At 41.6% G+C, this 19218-nt stretch carries 24 protein-coding genes; 19 read left to right on the top strand and 5 right to left on the bottom strand.

Annotated features, from left to right (window positions below; genetic code table 11):
• Positions 1-175: 175 nt before the first annotated feature.
• Positions 176-904, bottom strand: a complete 729-nt coding sequence (gene sigK, locus EBQ12_RS18235; RefSeq protein WP_058014952.1) for an RNA polymerase sporulation sigma factor SigK — start codon at positions 902-904, stop codon at positions 176-178.
• A gap of 231 nt (positions 905-1135) precedes the next feature.
• Between sigK and EBQ12_RS18230 the strand changes: the two genes are divergently transcribed.
• From EBQ12_RS18230 to EBQ12_RS19420, 4 genes are all read left to right on the top strand, one after another.
• Complete coding sequence (locus tag EBQ12_RS18230) at positions 1136-2257, top strand: response regulator aspartate phosphatase (RefSeq protein ID WP_007501361.1); 1122 nt, start codon at positions 1136-1138, stop codon at positions 2255-2257.
• Positions 2258-2423: 166 nt separating this feature from the next.
• Positions 2424-3164: a polysaccharide deacetylase family protein gene (locus tag EBQ12_RS18225; RefSeq protein WP_048003096.1), complete on the top strand. Its 741-nt coding sequence runs from the start codon at positions 2424-2426 to the stop codon at positions 3162-3164.
• Positions 3165-3235: 71 nt separating this feature from the next.
• Complete coding sequence (locus EBQ12_RS18220) at positions 3236-3964, top strand: SGNH/GDSL hydrolase family protein (RefSeq protein WP_169476094.1); 729 nt, start codon at positions 3236-3238, stop codon at positions 3962-3964.
• A gap of 78 nt (positions 3965-4042) precedes the next feature.
• On the top strand, positions 4043-4192 hold the full coding sequence (locus EBQ12_RS19420) for a hypothetical protein (protein ID WP_003217499.1): 150 nt from the start codon (positions 4043-4045) through the stop codon (positions 4190-4192).
• Between the two features lie 135 nt (positions 4193-4327).
• Here EBQ12_RS19420 and EBQ12_RS18215 read toward each other — a convergent pair whose 3' ends face one another.
• Positions 4328-4468: a sporulation histidine kinase inhibitor Sda gene (locus EBQ12_RS18215; RefSeq protein ID WP_003217327.1), complete on the bottom strand. Its 141-nt coding sequence runs from the start codon at positions 4466-4468 to the stop codon at positions 4328-4330.
• A gap of 362 nt (positions 4469-4830) precedes the next feature.
• Between EBQ12_RS18215 and EBQ12_RS18210 the strand changes: the two genes are divergently transcribed.
• Genes EBQ12_RS18210 through EBQ12_RS18175 form a run of 8 tightly spaced genes read left to right on the top strand, consistent with a single transcriptional unit; the run spans position 4831 to position 9848 of the window.
• Positions 4831-5352 (top strand): YqeG family HAD IIIA-type phosphatase, encoded by a 522-nt coding sequence (locus EBQ12_RS18210; RefSeq protein WP_008356191.1) that lies wholly within the window; start codon positions 4831-4833, stop codon positions 5350-5352.
• 2 nt (positions 5353-5354) lie between these two features.
• Entirely contained in the window at positions 5355-6455 is a 1101-nt protein-coding gene (gene yqeH / locus EBQ12_RS18205) for a ribosome biogenesis GTPase YqeH (RefSeq protein ID WP_007501357.1), read from the top strand.
• A gap of 21 nt (positions 6456-6476) precedes the next feature.
• Positions 6477-7319 (top strand): shikimate dehydrogenase, encoded by an 843-nt coding sequence (gene aroE / locus EBQ12_RS18200; protein ID WP_125590960.1) that lies wholly within the window; start codon positions 6477-6479, stop codon positions 7317-7319.
• Positions 7313-7603, top strand: a complete 291-nt coding sequence (gene yhbY / locus EBQ12_RS18195) for a ribosome assembly RNA-binding protein YhbY (protein WP_008342507.1) — start codon at positions 7313-7315, stop codon at positions 7601-7603. The genes aroE and yhbY overlap by 7 nt, the downstream gene beginning before the upstream one ends.
• A 13-nt stretch (positions 7604-7616) precedes the next feature.
• On the top strand, positions 7617-8186 hold the full coding sequence (locus EBQ12_RS18190) for a nicotinate-nucleotide adenylyltransferase (RefSeq protein ID WP_045034392.1): 570 nt from the start codon (positions 7617-7619) through the stop codon (positions 8184-8186).
• On the top strand, positions 8176-8739 hold the full coding sequence (gene yqeK / locus EBQ12_RS18185) for a bis(5'-nucleosyl)-tetraphosphatase (symmetrical) YqeK (protein WP_017358029.1): 564 nt from the start codon (positions 8176-8178) through the stop codon (positions 8737-8739). The genes EBQ12_RS18190 and yqeK overlap by 11 nt, the downstream gene beginning before the upstream one ends.
• A gap of 12 nt (positions 8740-8751) precedes the next feature.
• Positions 8752-9108, top strand: a complete 357-nt coding sequence (gene rsfS / locus EBQ12_RS18180) for a ribosome silencing factor (RefSeq protein ID WP_008342502.1) — start codon at positions 8752-8754, stop codon at positions 9106-9108.
• The gene (locus EBQ12_RS18175) at positions 9105-9848 is read left to right on the top strand and encodes a class I SAM-dependent DNA methyltransferase (RefSeq protein WP_079919496.1); all 744 of its coding nucleotides are present in this window, start codon (positions 9105-9107) and stop codon (positions 9846-9848) included. The genes rsfS and EBQ12_RS18175 overlap by 4 nt, the downstream gene beginning before the upstream one ends.
• Positions 9849-9896: 48 nt before the next feature.
• On the opposite strand, the gene comER is transcribed toward EBQ12_RS18175, so the two are convergent.
• Complete coding sequence (gene comER / locus EBQ12_RS18170; RefSeq protein ID WP_125590958.1) at positions 9897-10745, bottom strand: late competence protein ComER; 849 nt, start codon at positions 10743-10745, stop codon at positions 9897-9899.
• Positions 10746-10835: 90 nt separating this feature from the next.
• Here comER and EBQ12_RS18165 point away from each other — a divergent pair, with 90 nt between their 5' ends.
• The 3 genes from EBQ12_RS18165 to EBQ12_RS18155 all read left to right on the top strand — a co-directional run bounded on the left by EBQ12_RS18165 (position 10836) and on the right by EBQ12_RS18155 (position 14417).
• Complete coding sequence (locus EBQ12_RS18165; RefSeq protein ID WP_125590957.1) at positions 10836-11462, top strand: ComEA family DNA-binding protein; 627 nt, start codon at positions 10836-10838, stop codon at positions 11460-11462.
• 65 nt (positions 11463-11527) lie between these two features.
• Entirely contained in the window at positions 11528-12097 is a 570-nt protein-coding gene (locus tag EBQ12_RS18160; RefSeq protein ID WP_008342495.1) for a ComE operon protein 2, read from the top strand.
• Positions 12090-14417 (top strand): DNA internalization-related competence protein ComEC/Rec2, encoded by a 2328-nt coding sequence (locus EBQ12_RS18155; RefSeq protein WP_125590962.1) that lies wholly within the window; start codon positions 12090-12092, stop codon positions 14415-14417. Before EBQ12_RS18160 ends, EBQ12_RS18155 begins: the two co-directional genes overlap by 8 nt.
• 39 nt (positions 14418-14456) lie before the next feature.
• Here EBQ12_RS18155 and EBQ12_RS18150 read toward each other — a convergent pair whose 3' ends face one another.
• Positions 14457-14591, bottom strand: a complete 135-nt coding sequence (locus tag EBQ12_RS18150) for a YqzM family protein (RefSeq protein ID WP_008342491.1) — start codon at positions 14589-14591, stop codon at positions 14457-14459.
• A 238-nt stretch (positions 14592-14829) separates the two neighbouring features.
• Here EBQ12_RS18150 and holA point away from each other — a divergent pair, with 238 nt between their 5' ends.
• Positions 14830-15849 (top strand): DNA polymerase III subunit delta, encoded by a 1020-nt coding sequence (gene holA, locus EBQ12_RS18145; protein ID WP_081114324.1) that lies wholly within the window; start codon positions 14830-14832, stop codon positions 15847-15849.
• A 134-nt stretch (positions 15850-15983) separates the two neighbouring features.
• On the opposite strand, the gene rpsT is transcribed toward holA, so the two are convergent.
• Positions 15984-16250 carry a 30S ribosomal protein S20 gene (gene rpsT, locus EBQ12_RS18140; protein ID WP_008342485.1) on the bottom strand — a complete coding sequence of 89 codons (267 nt, stop codon included), beginning with the start codon at positions 16248-16250 and terminating at the stop codon, positions 15984-15986.
• A gap of 198 nt (positions 16251-16448) precedes the next feature.
• On the opposite strand from rpsT, the gene gpr reads away from it, so the two are divergent.
• The 3 genes from gpr (at position 16449) to EBQ12_RS18125 (ending at position 19185) form a co-directional block, all read left to right on the top strand.
• Positions 16449-17564, top strand: coding sequence for a GPR endopeptidase (gene gpr / locus EBQ12_RS18135; protein ID WP_008342483.1), 1116 nt, complete (start codon positions 16449-16451; stop codon positions 17562-17564).
• Positions 17565-17630: 66 nt separating this feature from the next.
• Positions 17631-18839 (top strand): stage II sporulation protein P, encoded by a 1209-nt coding sequence (locus EBQ12_RS18130; RefSeq protein WP_007501337.1) that lies wholly within the window; start codon positions 17631-17633, stop codon positions 18837-18839.
• A gap of 13 nt (positions 18840-18852) precedes the next feature.
• A complete protein-coding gene (locus tag EBQ12_RS18125) occupies positions 18853-19185 on the top strand; it encodes a YqxA family protein (protein ID WP_017358024.1) in 333 nt (110 codons plus the stop codon).
• The last annotated feature ends 33 nt before the right edge of the window (positions 19186-19218 follow it).

Genomic DNA, 19218 nt, shown 5'->3' with positions numbered 1-19218 from the left:
AGATTGCCACACACCTAGCAAAGCTAGGCTAGGTGTGTGGGAGGTCTTTTTCATTCAATCTCATCCATCATCATTACGATGAAAATAAAAAAGATTGTAGAAAAACATGAGTTTCTCTACAATCTGACAGACCTAATAAGGTCTGTTTTTGTTAGAAGTTAGGGGAAGTTCATTTTCACTTCCCCTTCTCCCGCTTCCGTTTCTCCTTCTCCGCCCGGTAAAACTCATGAAACATCTTCATCAGCGCGCGTTTCTCTATCCGAGATACATAACTCCTTGATATGCCGAGCTCTTTGGCTATTTCCCGCTGCGTTTTCTCTTTTTTTAAGTCCAAACCGAACCGGCCGACGATGACTTCTTTTTCCCGGCCGTCGAGAATGTCGATATATTCTTTTACTTTTTCAAGCTCCATGTTGAGCTGAATGGTATCAATCACGTCTTCATTTTCTGATTTTAAGACGTCAATTAATGAAATTTCGTTGCCTTCTTTATCTTGACCGATGGGGTCATGCAGAGAGACGTCCTTTTTTGTTTTTTTGAGTGCGCGTAAGTGCATGAGAATTTCATTTTCAATACACCGCGCCGCATAAGTTGCCAGCTTTGTTCCTTTTCCAGAGGAATAGCTTTCGATGGCTTTAATGAGTCCGATCGTCCCGATGGAGATGAGGTCTTCAGCGTCTTCCCCGGTATTTTCAAATTTCTTGACAATATGGGCGACGAGCCGAAGGTTATGTTCAATCAGCATGTTTCTTGCGTGTTCATCGCCCTCTGCCATGAGGGCTAAGTATTTTTTCTCATCATCTCCCGAAAGGGGTTGTGGAAAGGCATTGTTTTTGACATAGGACACTAAAAACACCAATTCTTTGACCATCAATCCCATCGCTGTAAATACTCCTGCCACGATTTTCACCTCCACCATGTTTAGGCCGCTGCCTATATCCTCAAATGTATGTGAAGGAAGGATTGTCTGTGTCTGTACGATGAAAAAATCATCTTATTTGAAAGAAACGTGCTTCTGTGCGTATGTTTTTGCTGCACCTCTCATATGTTTGCGGTTTCTTTGCGGTGCTTGGCGGTCTAGAAGCGTGCTAAAATATGTAATATTAGACCGAAAAGGAAGGGGTTTTTTCGGAACATGGGGAAGGTTCTTTCTTCACATGTCGGTATGAAAATTAATGAATGGTATCGAATGATACGGCAGTTCAGTGTTCCAGATGCGGAAATCTTGAAAGCGGAAGTAGAAGCGGAAATTGAACGTATGGAAGAGGACCAGCATTTACTGATTTATTATCAGCTCATGTGTTTTCGGCACCAAATTATGCTCGACTATATACACCCTTCAAAATATCAACCTTTCTCAGTATCTAACCTTGTCGATAAAATCGAAAATTCCAATCATGAGTTATCTGATATGCTGCATTATTACCATGCATTTTTTCGTGGCATGCATGAGTTTAGTCAAAAAGAATATTTGGAGGCCGTCAAATATTATCGCATGGCAGAAAAACAGCTGTCTATGGTATTTGATGATATTGAGCAGGCCGAGTTTCATTTTAAAGTAGCAGAAGCCTACTATATAATGAAACAAACGCATGTCTCCATGCACCATATTTTAAAAGCGCTTGAAATATACGATCAGCATGATGCGTATTCCATTCGCATTATTCAGTGCCTCTTTGTCATCTCGGGAAATTATCAAGATTTAAAACGTAAAGATCGAGCACTGCCTCACTTGAAAAAGGCGAAACAACTCGCATCCGAAATTGATCACCCGCGCATTTATAGCTCAGCACTCTATAATTTAGGGAAATGTTACGGGGAGTTAGGTTATCGAGAAGAAGCAGAACGATATTTAACCGAATCGGCAGACCTCGCCAAAAAAGAGCTGCTTCCCACGCTGCCTCATACACTTTATACACTGGCCAAGCTGCTTTTTAGACAAAATGAGCAGACTGAAGCAAGGCGTATATTAGAGGATGGGAAATTGGCCGCAAAGAAGCATGAAGACCAGCTGTTCTGTCATATGTTTGAGTATCTGGATGCTTTATATGTTCAGGAAATCAATGAAGAACAACTGCAAAAAACCATTGATTATTTGGAAAAACTTAGCCTATACTCTTATATAGAGGATATCTCACTAGAAATTGCGACAGCCTTAGAAACCTCTCAACAATACCAGAAGTCCAACCAGTATTATCAAAAATTGCTATGGGCTCAAAATCAAATCCAAGAAGGAGAGTGTCTGTATGAATTCTAAGCAACGTTCGACAGTTGAAGAGAGAAACCAAACGTGAGACAAAAAGCGGGCCTAATGGGCCGGCTTTTTTTATGTGAAAAAGAAGCGTAGACGATCACGAAACTTGAATGAATTCATCAGAAAGCGGGCAATTTAATGTGTAATGATGTTCTGTGGAGGCGGTCTGATGAAAGGGTTGCATATCTTGTTATGTATATTGGTATTATGCGCTTTTGTTCCTGATAACATAGAGGCGCGTACATTAAAAAGAATCGACCTAGAAAAAACGGGACGAGCCTTTTGGGACATGAGAGAGGAACGGAAAAAGATTGCGTTAACCTTTGACGATGGGCCTCATCCGGTATACACAAATCAAATACTAGATGTACTGAGAGAGCATGAAGTGAATGCCAGCTTTTTTGTCATCGGAAGCCGTATTCATGCATATCCCCTCCTCGCAGAGCGGATTGTGAGCGAAGGAAATGAGCTTGGCAATCACACGATGAACCATACGTATTTTGACCTTTTGTCATCGAAAGAAATCAAGCGAGAATTAAAAGAATCAGCGGCTCATATCGCTTCTCTCCAGCCTGGCGGACCCTTATTATTTCGTCCTCCGGGCGGGCGCTTGACGATGAAGTCATTCCGCATTCTTTCTAAGCAAGGATACGATGTCGTGATGTGGTCCTTTACGCAAGATCCGAAGGACTGGTCAAGGCCAGGTGCACACAAAATTGCCAGCCGTATTATTGAGAATATTCAGGGCGGTGATATCATCCTTTTACATGATGGCGGAGGAAATCGTAAGCAGACAGTAGAAGCGCTGAAACAAGTCGTACCTGAACTAAAGAAAAGGGGCTATGAGTTTGTGAAAGTAAGCGAACTACTGCACCATGACAGAGATTATCTGCCGGTTCAATTACAATAAGAAACAGTCATTCATTGAAACCAAAAGTCTTGTCGTTTACTATATGAAGAGGGCTTTTGGAGGTGAATGTTGTGAAGAAATTTGTTTTCCTTTTCATCCTGTTATGTGTTGCGGCTGGGTGCTCAAAACCAGTGCAGGAAAGCGTGATTGCATTTGGTGACAGTAACACAAGAGGATCGAACTGGGATTTTCGAGATTATCCCACATCTGAAAAATGGGTGAATCTCATGAAAAACGTCGAGCGCGGCCAAATCAAGGTACAGAATGCCGGGATTGGCGGGCAGACAACAGAAGATGCGAAGCTTCGCTTTGAGCAGGATATTTTAAAACAAAAACCAACTTACGTCCTCATCATGTTCGGTACAAATGATGCGGCGATTCTAGACGGGAAACATCCCCGTGTGACCAAAAAACGATTTAAAGAAAACTTATCCTACTTCATTTCTGAAAGTAGGAAAGAGGGAATTACCCCGATCCTCATGACGTGCGTGCCTGTGGTGGAAGGAGGCAAAAAGGGCTTGTATTATTATTCTAGATATAAGTCATCTTATTTTGCTGAGAGAGGCGGGGCGAGAGCTTGGCAAAACTCATACAATGACATCACAAGACAAGTAGCTGAAAAACAGCAGGTGCCGCTTGTCGACAATTGGAAAGCGTTCATCCGAGAAGCGGGTGAAGATAGTGACAACGCCTTGATTCAGTCTGGCCTCATTGACCCTTCTGGCAATCATATGACACCAAAAGGGGCAAGAATCATTTATAACGAAATCAAAGAGCGTGATGTCATTAAACATTTTTAAATGCAGGCCATCTGCCTAAACAAGACGATCCATCCAGCATAGTCTAACAGTATATCTTCTTAGAAGGAGGTAACTGATATGTGGGGATGTCCTTATCCTTACCCTGCGTGTTCGCCTTATCCAGCTCAAGGAGCAGGAATCGGTTACGCTTTTCTTGTTGTGTTCCTTGTCGTCATTTTGGTCGTAGGTGGAGGGTTATGGTTTTGGAATGAACAGCCTTGCAAATAAGACACCTCTTCTTTGATCAGAAGGGGTGTTTTTTACGGAAAATAGTAGTAAGCCTATAGCGCAAGTGATATAATATCAGTCACCTGAGTTTAAAAAGGAGAGTGCTCGGGAGGCATGGTTCCTGGATATATGGAATTAAGAGGAAACAGAGAGCATATGCCCGAGCGAACGTCTTTTCATTTCTGTCTCAATTAATTCAATGAAGTCGCGATTTAAGTTCATTTCATTTGCTTTATAATACGATTCTATAAGTAAATCATCTGACAGCTTTTTCATACTAGAAACCCATATGATGGGAAAAACACCTCCCCTGAAAAAGTTGGCATAAATCTTGAGGAAAAGACATATCATCATAGGTTGATCGAATGTCTTTGAAGTACCTTTAATCTACCATGAATGGGAAACAAGAACAATCGTTCTGTTATCCACATGGTTAAGTGGATAACTTGTGGGTAGAGTGTTTATAATTGAATGAAAGCGTGATGAAATATAGGTGGATAATGTGTGTAAAATTATCCACACCTGTTGAAGGTCCTCATCATATGTCGAAAACTTTTTCATTGTATTCGATAGACAGACAAATTGTGATTTGATTCGACACAATCGCTGAAAAACCAATGGAAGAAAGGGTGCAAATTGTGCTAAAGAAGTATTTCTTACCGGATGAATTTGTGAAAAGTATTTTCCACATTTCGCCGCAAAAACTAAAAGAACGAAATGTAAAAGGAATTATTACGGATTTAGATAACACACTAGTAGAATGGGATCGTCCAAGTGCGACCCCACGTTTAATTGAATGGTTTCAAGAGATGAAAGATCACGGGATACAGGTGACGATTGTATCGAACAATAATGAAAAAAGGGTCAAGCTTTTTTCTGAGCCGGTTCATATCCCGTTTATTTATAAAGCGAGAAAACCGATGGGAAGAGCCTTTAATAAGGCCGTCGCTGATATGCAATTGAAGAAAGAAGATGTGGTTGTCATTGGCGATCAGCTTATGACAGATGTGCTTGGCGGAAACAGGCATGGCTTCCATACCATTTTGGTTGTACCTGTTGCGGCATCGGACGGATTTTTCACGAAGTTTAACAGGCAGATTGAACGCAGAATTTTAGGAGCCTTAAAGCGTAAGGGCCACATTCAGTGGGAGGAAGAGTAATAATGGAAAAGGTTGTTTGTATTGGCTGCGGTGTAGCCATTCAGACGGAAGATAAAGATCAATTAGGATATGCGCCGGCAGCATCTCTATTGAAAGAAGATGTGATCTGTCAGCGCTGTTTTAGGTTAAAGAACTACAATGAAATTCAGGATGTATCTTTAACAGAAGACGACTTTTTAAATATTTTACACAGCATTGGCGAGACTGATTCTCTGATCGTCAAGGTCGTTGATATTTTTGATTTTAACGGAAGCTGGATTAATGGACTGAGCCGTATTGTTGGTGGTAATCCCATTTTACTTGTCGGCAACAAGGTAGATATTTTACCGAAATCCGTGAAAAAAGACCGTCTTGTTCAATGGATGAAGCGGGAAGCAAAAGAAAATGGGCTCAATCCGATTGATGTGTTTTTAATCAGTGCGAGCAGAGGACAAGGTGTGCCTGAGGTCATGGAGGCCATTGATCATTACCGTGAGGGCAGAAATGTCTATGTTGTCGGCTGTACAAATGTTGGGAAATCAACATTTATTAACCGCATTATCAAAGAGGTGTCTGGAGAAGAGAATGTGATCACCACATCCCAATACCCAGGGACAACACTTGATGCGATTGAAATCCCGCTTGATGACGGGTCTGCTTTATTCGATACACCGGGGATCATCAACCGCCATCAAATGGCGCACTATGTCGGCAAAAATGACTTAAAGATTTTAACGCCGAAAAAAGAATTGAAACCGAGAACGTTCCAGTTAAATGAAGCTCAAACGCTTTACTTTGGCGGACTGGCTCGATTTGATTATGTAAAAGGCGGCAGAACATCCTTTGTCTGCTATATGCCAAATGAACTCAACATTCATAGGACGAAGATGGAGAATGCAGATGACTTATATGAAAAGCATGCAGGTGAACTGCTTTCACCGCCATCAAAAGAGGGAATGGAAGATTTCCCGCCGCTCGTTCCGCACACTTTCACCATCGATCAGCCAAAAATGGACATTGTCTTTTCAGGATTAGGCTGGGTGACTGCAAATGATGCTGGGAAACAAATCAAAGTGTATGCGCCAAAAGGCGTGCACGTGTTTATGAGACGTTCGTTAATTTAAATGTTCAGAGGGGGAGAGACCTTGAAACCTTTATACGGAGTAATCGGTAACCCTGTTGGCCATTCAATGTCTCCGGATATTCATAATGCAGCATTAAAGGATGCTGGAATTGATGGACATTATCATGGCTTTCAAGTAGAAAATGATGACCTGAAAGATGCGATTAGCGGCATGAAAGCGTTAGGAATCAGCGGCATTAACGTCACTGTTCCGCACAAGGTAGACATCATGAAGTACCTCGACAAAATTGATGTGACAGCTGAACGCCTTGGTGCCGTCAATACGGTGCGTCTCGAAGGAGATCAGCTCGTTGGGTACAATACAGATGGAGAAGGCTTTCTTCATTCATTGCTTGAAGCGTTGGATCAGCCGTTATCAGAGCTGTCATTTCTCCTGCTTGGTGCTGGTGGAGCAGCAAGAGCGATTTACACGACAATTGCTGAGTATGCACCGAAACAATTTGATATCGCCAACCGCACCATTGAAAAAGCTGAGGCTTTAATTGAAAGTGCCGATGGGAAAATCACATCTCGTGCCATTGCATTAAATACAGCAGAAGAGCGGCTTGGGGAATATGATGTCATCATCCATACGACCTCGATTGGTATGTATCCGAATGTTGAAGAAACCCCGATTCCTTTAGCGAACGCAAAAAAAACAGCGGTCGTTTGTGATATTGTGTATAATCCAATAGAAACAAAGCTGCTAAGCGAAGCAGCCGGGTTAGGTTTGAAAACAGTCGATGGCGTCGGCATGTTTGTTGGTCAGGCGGTAAGAGCCTTTGAACTGTGGACGGGCATTACACCTGACGCCCGAAAAATGAAGTCAATTGTCATAGAGAAATTAGGAGGAACACCATGTTAAAAGGTAAGCAAAAACGTTTTTTACGTGCGCAAGCACATCATTTATCACCTATTTTTCAAGTTGGAAAAGGCGGGGTAAATGACAATATGGTCAAGCAAATTTCCGAGGCGCTTGAAGCAAGAGAACTTTTGAAAGTCAGCGTATTGCAAAACTGCGACGAGGACAAAACAGAGGTTGCAAAAGCACTTGTAAAAGGTGCAAAAGCTGAACTCGTTCAAACGATCGGAAATGTGATTGTCCTTTATAAGGAATCAAAGGAAAATAAACAAATTAAGCTGCCGTAAAGGTGGATATGATATGAAAAAAATAGGGTTGTTCGGCGGTACGTTTGATCCCCCGCATAATGGGCATTTGCTGATGGCAAGTGAGGTGCGTTTCCAAGTAGGGCTTGATGAAATTTGGTTTATCCCAAATCACAAGCCCCCCCATAAAACAGGTCGAAAACGAGCAGAGAGTCATCACCGTGTAAAAATGGTGGAAAAAGCGATTCAGTCAAATCCTCATTTTCGAGTTGAGCTTATTGAAATGGAGCGGGAAGGCCCATCTTATACAGTAGATACGGTTGAGCTGTTAAAGAAGCGCCATCCTGAAGATGAGTTCTTTTTTATGATTGGAGCGGACATGGTCGAGTATTTGCCGAAATGGCATAGAATCGATGATTTGCTTCAGATGATCACCTTTATTGGGATGAAAAGACCAGGTTATGAAGGAAGTACGGCGTATCCTCTTTTGTTTGCAGATGTTCCGGCTTTTGATGTATCATCGACATTGATTAGGCAGCGAATGAAGCAGGGGAAACCTGTTGATTATTTGATTCCGAAAGCGGTTGAGTGTTATATAAAGGAGCATCATTTATATGAATCGTGAAGAAGCTTTAAACTGTGTCAAACAGCAGTTAACAGAGCATAGATATACACATACAATTGGGGTCATGGAGACGGCCATTTCATTAGCTGAACGTTTTGGTGCAGATGTGAAAAAAGCAGAGGTTGCGGCTATTTTCCACGATTATGCTAAATTTAGACCGAAAGAAGAAATGAAGGGCATCATCCAGCAAGAACAGATGAACCCTCTATTGCTTAAATATTCACCTGAGCTTTGGCATGCCCCAGTTGGTGCCTATTTGGTCAAAAAAGAAGTTGGAATTGACGACCAAGATATTTTAACAGCCATTGAATTCCATACGTCTGGCAGACCGAACATGACATTGCTTGAAAAAGTTATTTATGTCGCCGACTATATAGAGCCAGGACGCCATTTTCCTGGTGTAGAGGAAGTAAGAGAGTTAGCAGAGCAGGATTTGGACCTTGCCTTGATTCAATCTTTAAAAAACACCGTCAGCTTTTTAATGAAAAAGAATCAGCCAGTTTTCCCAGATACACTTGCTACTTATAACTCACTTGTGCAAAAGAACAACTAAGGAGGAATTTTGATGGATGCATCATCAATTTTAAACATCGCAGCAGGAGCGTGCGATGATAAACGGGCAGAGGACATTATTGCCCTGAATATGCAAGGGATCTCACTTGTTGCAGATTATTTTCTCATTTGTCACGGGAATTCTGACAAACAAGTACAGGCCATTGCAAGAGAAGTGAAACACCTTGCAGAAGAAGGCGGCATCGAAGTTAAAAAGATGGAGGGCTTTGACGAAGCGAGATGGGTCTTGATTGATTTAGGAGATGTCATTGCTCATGTGTTCCACAAAGAGGAAAGAGGATACTATAATTTAGAGAAGCTTTGGGGAGATGCGCCGAGAGAAACGCTTTCGCTTGGCATTAACTCATGATTTATCAAGGGTTTGCAGGTGTGTATGATGAGCTCATGACACATGCCCCTTATGATGAATGGGTTCAGTGGATACAGCGGTATATCAAGCCAAATAGTGCGATTATCGATGTAGGTTGTGGAACTGGAGAGATCTCTCTTCGGTTAGCTGCAAAAGGCCACATGGTCACAGGAATTGACCTAAGTGAAGAGATGCTGGCATTTGCGCAGCAAAAAGCACAGGCTCATAAGCAGTCTATTCAATTTTTACATCAAGATATGAGAGAGCTTGAGGGGTTTGAACAAACTTTTCAAGCAGCGGTTATTTGCTGTGATTCTTTGAATTATCTAAAAAACGAAAATGACGTCAAAAAAACCTTTAAAAACATGTTTCAGCTTTTAGAGACAGGTGGGGTTTTATTGTTTGATGTTCATACCCCTTATAAAATGGAAGAGGTATTTCCTGGCTCTACTTATGCCGATCAAGATGAAGAAATTAGCTACATTTGGCAGAGTGATAAAGGAGATCATCCATTTTCAGTCATTCATGATTTAAGCTTTTTTGTAAAAGACGGAGACGTGTATGAGCGTTATGATGAAACGCACGAACAGCGTACATTTCCTTTTGAGACATATGCAGCGTTCCTTGAGTCCGCTGGCTTTGAACAGATTGAAGTGACCGCTGATTTTACAAATGAAGCACCTCAAGAATGTGCAGAAAGATATTTTATTTCAGCGAAGAAACCAAAAACCATCGTTTAATGGAACGATGGTTTTTTAAAACCCTTTTTTCGCTTGTTGCGAAGATGTTTAATTTCTGAGATCATCAGTAAACACACTCGGTGGGTATTGATGCGCAACCGCTTCTACATCCTCATCGAACTTGTCATGAGTGTTCTGAAAAAGCTGATGGAACATATCTTGAACACCTGCTTCAAGTGCTTTAATGCCCTCGCCGGTGACGCCGCCTTTTACACACACCTTCTCTTGCAGTGTAGGCAGGGTATACACCCTTTTTTCAATCAAACGGCCAAGTCCTACAAGCATATCTTCTGATAGGGTGGTGGCTTCTTCTTTTGAAATATCTGTTTCTTCAACAGCGGCTTCAATCATTTTCTGAACAAGAAAGCTAATAAAGGCAGGACCGCAGCTGACAATATCTGAGGCTGCCCGTGTGATTGAATGATGAATTTCGATTGGTGTTGAAATGCGGGAAGCGAGTTGTCTGAGTGCTGCTTTTGTCGTGACATTGCATGATGAACCGAATGTTAAAAGTGATGCGCCTGATAACGCGCGGTTGGTGATGCTTGGGATTAGTCTGGCTGTCTGGCAAGGAACAATATCCTGAAGCTGTTCAGGATGAACCGGACTTGTAATGATGACAATGGTTTGCTGCTTTGTTAAAAGTGGGATCAGCTCTTTTAAAAGTGGGTAAATATCAAGTGGTTTGACACAAACAAAGATGAAATCTTTATCCGTTACAGCTCCTGAAAGCTGTTTCGTCACTTCGACCTCTGGGTGATTCTTTTTTATATTGAACGCTTTTTCGATGGTCCGATTTGTAATGGTGATGGATGAGGGATTGACTGCTTTTGATTCAATAAATGCCTCAGTAAGTATGGTACCCATGTTTCCTGTACCGATTAACCCTATATTCAAACGTTCTCCCTCCTTAGACGCATAGGATCTGTTATCTTCTAAACAGTATGTGAAGCAGCGTGAAAATATGATTGAAAGAAGCGTGAACAAGTGAAGCAGCTCATTTCGTTGAAAAAATACAGTCTTTATCTGATAGCGGGAATCATCATTCTCCTCATCATCTGTTTCTGCTTTTTAGTAGGAAAAGAGAAAGGCAGCACCGAGCCAGGTGTATTGAAAGAACAACATGAAACGCAAGTGACATTAGAAGAAAAACAAGAGAGTGCAGAAAAAGAGCCAACATCCATCGTAGTAGAGGTCAAAGGAGCTGTACGGAAGCCGGGCGTTTATGTATTTATGGCTGAGGACAGAGTTGAAGAAGCCATTAAAAGAGCAGGTGGTTTTACGAGCAAGGCAGATACAGTTGACATCAATCAAGCAGCAAAATTAGAGGACAGTATGATGATTTATGTACGAAAGAAGGGAGAGGCTGACAAGCAGGGACAAACAGCAGCGGCTGATACGCCGGGAAATGAACAGAGTCAAGGGGTGAATGTCAATCAAGCTGATGCAGCGGAATTGCAGACCATTAACGGAATAGGCCCATCCAAAGCGGAAGCCATCATTACGTATAGAGAAGAACATGGAGAATTTCAGCAAATTGAAGATTTGCGGAATATTTCGGGTTTTGGAGAGAAGACCATTGAACGGCTGAAAAATCAACTGACGGTCAAGTAGAATTGACGGTATAGAAGAAAGGCATGTACACTTAATAACATACATCATTCTGGAGGGATCAGCTCGTGGAGAGAATTTCATGGAATCAATATTTTATGGCTCAAAGCCATTTGCTTGCCTTGCGAAGCACCTGTGAGCGGCTAGCTGTTGGGGCAACGATCGTAAGAGACAAGCGCATCATCGCAGGTGGATATAATGGATCCATTGCCGGTGACGTGCATTGTGCAGATGTAGGATGCTATGTGATAGATCATCACTGCGTTCGTACAATCCATGCAGAGATGAACGCTATTTTACAATGTGCCAAATTTGGTGCACCAACGGCTGATGCTGAAATATATGTGACGCATTTTCCTTGCTTGCAGTGCTGTAAAGCGATTATTCAAGCAGGTATTCGAACAGTGTATTATGCGAAGGATTATAAAAATCATCCATATGCTGTTGATTTATTTGAACAGGCCGGAGTTCAAACAGAACAGGTCGAACTAGATGAGATGATTATTGACTTAAAAAACCAAGAAAAATTAGCCTTTGTTGCGGATTTAATAGGTAAACTAAGTGAATCAGGACGTAGCGAAACAGAAATTCGTCAAATGCATGAAAAGGCGAATCAATTATTTACTTCCTATGTTTAAGTATTTGCCGTTCGGGGCGATTTCAGCAGCTGCTGGAATTGCTCTGGCCGCATATCATCTTCATCTGTATTTTCTCCTTTTTCTTCTTGTATGTCTTCTTTTCAGTCTGCTGAAAAAAACACCCCAGCTCTTTCTAATGGTCAGTTTGTGTGGAACGATCTATATACTCATTTTTATGGTGCATCAGTCTTTTGAAACGGATCATCCCATGCAAGAAAAAGTATTTTCTCATTCGGTTGTGATTGAAACGATTCCGAAAATAGATGGCAATCGCTTTTCAGCGACTGTTTCATCAGAGAATCGTCGACTAGCGGCATTTTATACGATTCAAACGGAGCGTGAAAAAGAAGCGCTAAAAGATGTTGGGCCAGGTATGAGCTGTCATATGACAGGTGAGATGCGGTTGCCTAAACAAGCAACCATACCGAATGGCTTTCAATATGATCAATTTCTAAAAACAAAAGGCATTGATGCTATTTTCTTAACGCAGTCTATGAAAAGCTGCACGAAACATGACAGCCCTTCACATGACCTTTCATCTATTAGGCAGAAGGGGTTGAAATTTCTAGAAGATCACGTTCCGAAGAATTCTGTTGGGATTGTGCAGGCACTTATTTTTGGCGATCGTGATTTAATAGACCCTGATACATTAAGAGATTATCAAATGCTTGGCATCATTCACTTATTAGCCATTTCAGGACTTCATGTTCAAACATTGCTCGCTTGTCTATTTTGGTGTCTACTCCGCGCTGGCGTGACAAGAGAGACAGCGCGTATTCTTTTATTATCCTTTTTGCCGGTTTATGCTTGTTTAACAGGTGCTGCACCGTCTGTGTTAAGAGCCTGTCTCATGGCTGGAATTTATTTAGTCATCACAAGCCTGCCAAAAGAAATGAAACAGCCTTCTGCGGTCGTGTTAAGTGCAGCGTTCTTGCTTTTATTAGCCATTCAACCACTTTATATATTTGATGTCGGTTTTCAGCTGTCATTTGTGGTGACCTTATTTATTTTGCTATCCACTAGTATTTTATCAAAAGCAAAAAGTTCGGTGATGCAGTTATTCCTCATTTCCTTGATTGCACAGCTTGCTTCGCTTCCTGTTCTTTTATATTATTTTCAGCAATTTTCCTTGCTGAGTGTTCCTTTAAATATGATGTTTGTTCCTTTTTATACAATGGTTGTCCTGCCTCTGTCCTTATTCTTTTTTCTTTTATCTATCATTTATCTTCCGCTTGGACAAACACTGTTTCAGCTGCTTGATTGGGTGATCCAGTTTAGTCATCAATTGTCTGCACACATGGCTGCTTATGATGGTCTTACTCTCATTTTTATGAAATCGACATGGTGGCATGTGCTCCTAGAGGTTTCCTCCATTGTTTTTCTATTCATTGTGATGGAATGTAAAACTTCTATCAAATCTTATCTTGTGCCGATTTTGATTCTCGTTTGTGTGCTGGCTGTACACTATTTCACGCCGAATTTTCTTCAAAAAGGAGAGGTCACGATGTTAGATATAGGACAAGGGGATAGTTTGTTTATTCAGCTACCTTATCGAACCGGGCATATATTAGTTGATACAGGAGGCAGGCTTTCTTTTGAAGAAGAGCCATGGAAAAAAAGACGTAAAGTATCTACAATTGGGGATCAAACCCTTATTCCATTTCTGCATTCTAAAGGCATAGCAAAACTTGATGTCCTCATCCTTACCCACGCAGATCAAGATCACATGGGAGAAGCGATGCGGTTAATAAAGCGAAATAAAGTCAAACGTCTTGCAATCCCAAAAGGCTTTGCTCGAAATCCAGAGGATGCGCAGCTTTTAAAGGAAGCGGCTGATCAACGGATTCCTGTAGATGAGTTGGAAAGAGGGGATCAGCTGAGAATTGGAGGACAAAAATTTGACGTTCTGCATCCAGCACGTGACCAGGTGACGAGTAAAAATAATGATTCACTGGTCCTCACCTTTACGCTTGGCGGCAAGCGTTTTATGCTGACTGGGGAGCTTGAACAAGAAGGGGAACGAGACATCATTCAAGCTTACCCCAAGCTACGAGCGGATGTCTTGAAGGTTGGGCATCACGGGAGTAAAGGATCAACAAGTGAAGAATGGCTTCAGCATTTGAATCCGTCATATGCACTGATTTCAGCAGGTGAACGAAATCGGTATCAGCATCCTCATCAAGAAGTTTTGAAAAAATTAAATGATCATCAAACAAGGGTGTATCGTACAGATATCGATGGAAGTGTGACCTATGAATTTCTTGAAGAGGATGGAACATTTTACGCTCATCCTCCATATGATATCTTACAAAATCAATAAAAAAACTGCCAAAACGGCAGTCATCTTGCATTCATGTAGTTAAGATCCAACGAGGTGTATCACAGTTGCCAAAATAAACATTGAGGCGAAAAATCCGAATGTGACGATAAAACCAACAGCTGAGTCGGTCACATCATTCCGCTTGCTTTGAACATTCTTTTCAAATTCATTCATTTTCATCCCTCCTGGCTATTTTTAGTATACTTGAACTCATTTGGAATTGCTAGAAGGTAAAGTAACCGTTTTCCATTTTCATGATCATTTTGTGAATATCGTCTGACTGTAAGCTGACCCGGGAGCTTACGTGAGACGTTTACTATAAATGAGGAGGCGGCACTTTCAGCTTCCTCTTTACTAATGTCTCTACACACTTTAGGATAGAGGAGGAAGTGAAAGAGAGGGATTTAAGCGAATGGTCTTTGAAGTATGGAACAATTTAAAAAAAGGGGATATTCACCCCGTTTATTGCTTATATGGAAAAGAAACGTATTTACTTCAAGAGACAGCTGCAAAATTGAGACAAGCTGTCGTCGACGAAGAAACAAAGGATTTTAATTACTCTGTCTTCGATATGGAAGAGGTGCCGCTTGAGCAGGCTGTGACGGACGCAGAAACATTTCCGTTTATGGGAGAGCGGCGTCTCGTTGTGATCAAGAACCCTTATTTCCTCACTGCAGAAAAGAAAAAAGAAAAGATCGAGCATCAGCTTTCTGTGTTAGAAGCTTATTTAGAAAAGCCAGCACCCTACACGATTCTCGTGTTATTGGCCCCATATGAAAAACTGGACGAACGTAAGAAAATCACCAAATTGTTAAAAAAGAAAGCGGCTGTAGTTGAGGCGAAAGAGTTAAATCCGAAAGAAACAACAGATTTCACCATCACGCTGGTGAAAACAGAAGGAAAAACAATCTCGGCTGAAGCGGCAGAACAGCTTGTCATGTTATGTGGCGGGAGCCTGTCCTCACTTTTTCAAGAGGTTCGAAAGCTAAGTACATATATTGGGCAGCGAGAGGAAATTGAGCCGGCGGATGTCAATCAGCTCGTTGCACGAAGTTTGGAGCAGAATATTTTCGAACTGATTAACCAAATCGTGAACAGGCGCCGGTCTGAAGCGATGCAAATGTTTTATGACCTCCTAAAGCAAAATGAGGAACCCATTAAAATATTGGCACTCATTTCAAATCAATTTCGGTTGATATTGCAGACAAAGTACTTTGCTCAGCAGGGATACGGGCAAAAACAAATTGCGTCAAACCTGAAAGTCCACCCTTTTCGGGTCAAACTCGCGATGGATCAGGCAAGACTGTTTTCAGAAGAAGAGCTAAAGTACATCGTCAAAGAGCTCTCCACGATTGATTATGAAATGAAAACGGGTAAAAAGGACAAGCAGCTATTATTAGAATTGTTCCTGCTTCGGTTATTAGGGGCTTGAACATAAAAAAACGACCTTCTCAAAAGAGGGTCGTTTTTGTTTAGATGTATAATTGCCAGTCTGTCCTTATGGCTGAGCCGTTCAGGACGGACGTACAGTTAAACAGGTGCCTCATCACTGAGGCGTTGCAAACATTATGCAGAAAGTCCGTTTACTTGTTTCGCAAGTCTTGATTTGTAACGCGCAGCTGCGTTTTTGTGTACAAGACCAGTTTTAACGGCTTTGTCAATGCGTTTTGCAGCAGAAGAAAGAGCAGCTTTTGCTTGCTCAGCATCGTTGTTAGCTACAGAAACTTCAACTTGTTTAATCGCAGTACGCATCGCAGACTTGATTGTTGCGTTGTGTGCACGGCGTTCGTTATTCGTTTTTGTACGTTTGATCGCTGATTTAATATTTGGCATGTGTTTCACCTCCTAAGATACAACCTAAACACAATTGTCTTAAGGTTAAATCTTCACAATAGAACAAATTGTATTCTATCAAACACACCTTTAGAATGCAATATAAATGTAAAGTATTTTTCATTGATGAAGCGCTCGAATGTTTCTTGAAAGAGATGGAAAGACTACTGTTAATTACTTGATGGAAGGAGCCTTTTCATGAAGAAACAGAAACTTGATTTAAGCGCTTATCAAATCCGGACCGATTTGGCCGTTGAAACAAAAGAGATACTAGAACAAGAGAACGATCCGAATGTGGTCAAAAAGGACGGTATTCAAGGAATTGTTGAGAAGGAGAAGGAAGAGCACGGCATCCGCATCCGCACTGTGGAGATTACGACAGAAGGAGAAGAGTTGACCGGAAAAAAGGCAGGGACATACTTGACGCTTGAGGCGCAAGGAATTCGGGAGAAAGACTCTGAGATGCAAGAAAAAGTGGTTGAAGTTTTTGCCCATCATTTTGCTCAATTTTTAAAAGATCACGGCATTCAGGCGGATGCGAGCTGTCTTGTCGTAGGACTCGGAAATTGGAATGTCACGCCGGATGCTTTAGGGCCGCTCACAGTTGAAAATTTGCTGGTGACACGCCATTTATTTGAATTACAGCCTGAGAATGTGCAGGAAGGCTATCGCCCAGTGTCTTCATTATCGCCTGGGGTCATGGGGCTGACTGGTATAGAAACAAGTGACATTATACAAGGTGTCATTGAACGATCTAAACCAGATTTTGTGATCGCCATCGATGCACTGGCTGCACGTGCAGTAGAACGGGTGAATACGACAATTCAAATTTCTGATACAGGTATACATCCAGGATCGGGTGTCGGAAATAAACGAAAAGAATTAAGCAAAGAGACTTTGGGGATTCCAGTCATTGCCATTGGTGTACCGACAGTGGTCGATGCAGTCACGATCGCAAGTGACACGATTGATTACGTGTTAAAGCATTTTGGTAGAGAACTGAAAGATGATAGACCTTCCCGATCTTTAGTACCAGCGGGTCTGACATTTGGGAAGAAAAAAGTGCTGAATGAAGAGGATTTGCCAGATGATGAAACGCGTCAATCCTTTTTAGGAATCGTCGGAACGCTTCCTGAAGAAGAAAAAAGACAGTTGATCCATGAGGTACTTGCACCGCTAGGACAAAATCTAATGGTCACACCGAAGGAAGTGGATACATTCATTGATGACATGGCGAACGTACTCGCCAATGGGTTAAATACAGCACTTCATCAAAAAATCTCTCAAGACAACATGGGTTCCTATAATCATTAATCAGTTCTACTTTCTCTAGCTCGCTCATAGTGTAATTACTAGAAAGCGTGCTGGAGGGAGTAAATCATGAAAAAAAGACCTCGCCGTCCTCGACAGTTGGTCGTTGCGATTAATGGAACAAAAGTAGTGAAGAGTATTTTTTTGTTTATTGTCTCTCTGGTGGTTGTGTTTGTCATGTCAGGGGCTTTGACGTCTTTAAAACCTGAGCTTAGGCCTCAAGCGTCATTATATGGTGTGGCAGATGAGCTGTCAGGGGCATTCTTTGCAACTCTAATGGGGATGGAAAATCAATATTTTGCCTCAGCAGTCCCTGAAGATCAAAAAGGATTTCATTTCTCCGGGCTGTCACTCAAACTTGCCACAAGTATCAATTTAGAAGACCCCCGCAGTTTTCTAGGAAGAGAGCTGCCAGGCTTTGAACACTTTGATACAAAAATCATCCTAGCAGGTGAAGGTACAGACTATACGAATATGCCAATGGAATCGCCGCCTCCAAGTGAAGTCATCAAAGATGAAAAAGAAGCAAATCTAGCTGAGCTGGACAAGCTTGATGAAGATGAACCGAAAACGCCTGCAAAAGAGCCGGACCAGTCGACAGGAAAACGAAAAGCTGTATACATTTATCACACACATAATACGGAATCATATTTACCATTTTTAAAAGGAGAAACAAACCCAAACAATGCGCGCCACTCAAAAGTGAACGTCACCCTTGTCGGGGAGATGTTTGGTAAAGCGCTCGATCAGCAAGGAATCGGCAACACAGTGGATAAAACAGAAATTGAAAAAAGACTGCTGAAAAAAGGGTTGAAGTATCCTCAATCATATAATGAATCCAGATTGGTTGTAAAAGAAGCTCTCGCTAAAAATGATGACCTAGATTACTTAATCGATATTCACCGGGATTCAAGAAGAAAGAAAGATACGACAGTAGAAATCAAAGGCAAGAAATATGCGAGAATCGCGTTTGTTGTAGGGAAGAAGAATCAAAGCTATGAGAAAAACTTAAAGCTGGCGACAGAGTTCCACCATTTGATGGAGAAAAAATATAAAGGACTTAGTGTCGGTGTGTTTGCCAAAGGAGAAATTGGTGATAATGGAATCTATAATCAAGATTTATCTGACAAAGCCCTCCTATTAGAATTTGGCGGTGTGGATAATAATATGGAAGAACTGAAAAACGCATCCAATGCAGCAGCTGATGTGTTCAGTGAAATTTTCTGGGACGCAGAAAAGGTAGACGGCAAAGCAAAGGATGAGAAAAAACGGTCTTAAGGTGGTGGAGGACATGGGCTCATTTATCGGAAAAACCATTATTTTATCGCTCGTATTGCTATTCGGTGTCTTTTTAGGAATGCAGCAAGCCAATAATGGCATGCTGCAAATGAAAGGGTATCATGATCCACAATTAAAAGGGGCCTTCACTGTGCAAACGAATGATGATCAAGAAAAAGAAGCTTCTATCCTCGGAACAGCTGTCACACAAAAGGACTTAGCAGAAAAACAAAAGCAGCTAGAAGAAATGGAGAGCTTTAATGCCTTCTCTAAGGCCGGAAAAGCATTATCAGATGGTATGACGCATGCAGCCCGTACACTTTATGATTGGGTGAATGGTAAATAAACTGTTGTAAGCATCATGTTGGATGTTATTTCA

Source organism: Bacillus sp. 2B09 (assembly GCF_003946835.1).
In the GTDB taxonomy this organism is placed as follows: Bacteria; Bacillota; Bacilli; order Bacillales; family Bacillaceae; genus Bacillus; species Bacillus altitudinis.
This window is presented reverse-complemented; position numbering and strand designations above follow the sequence as displayed.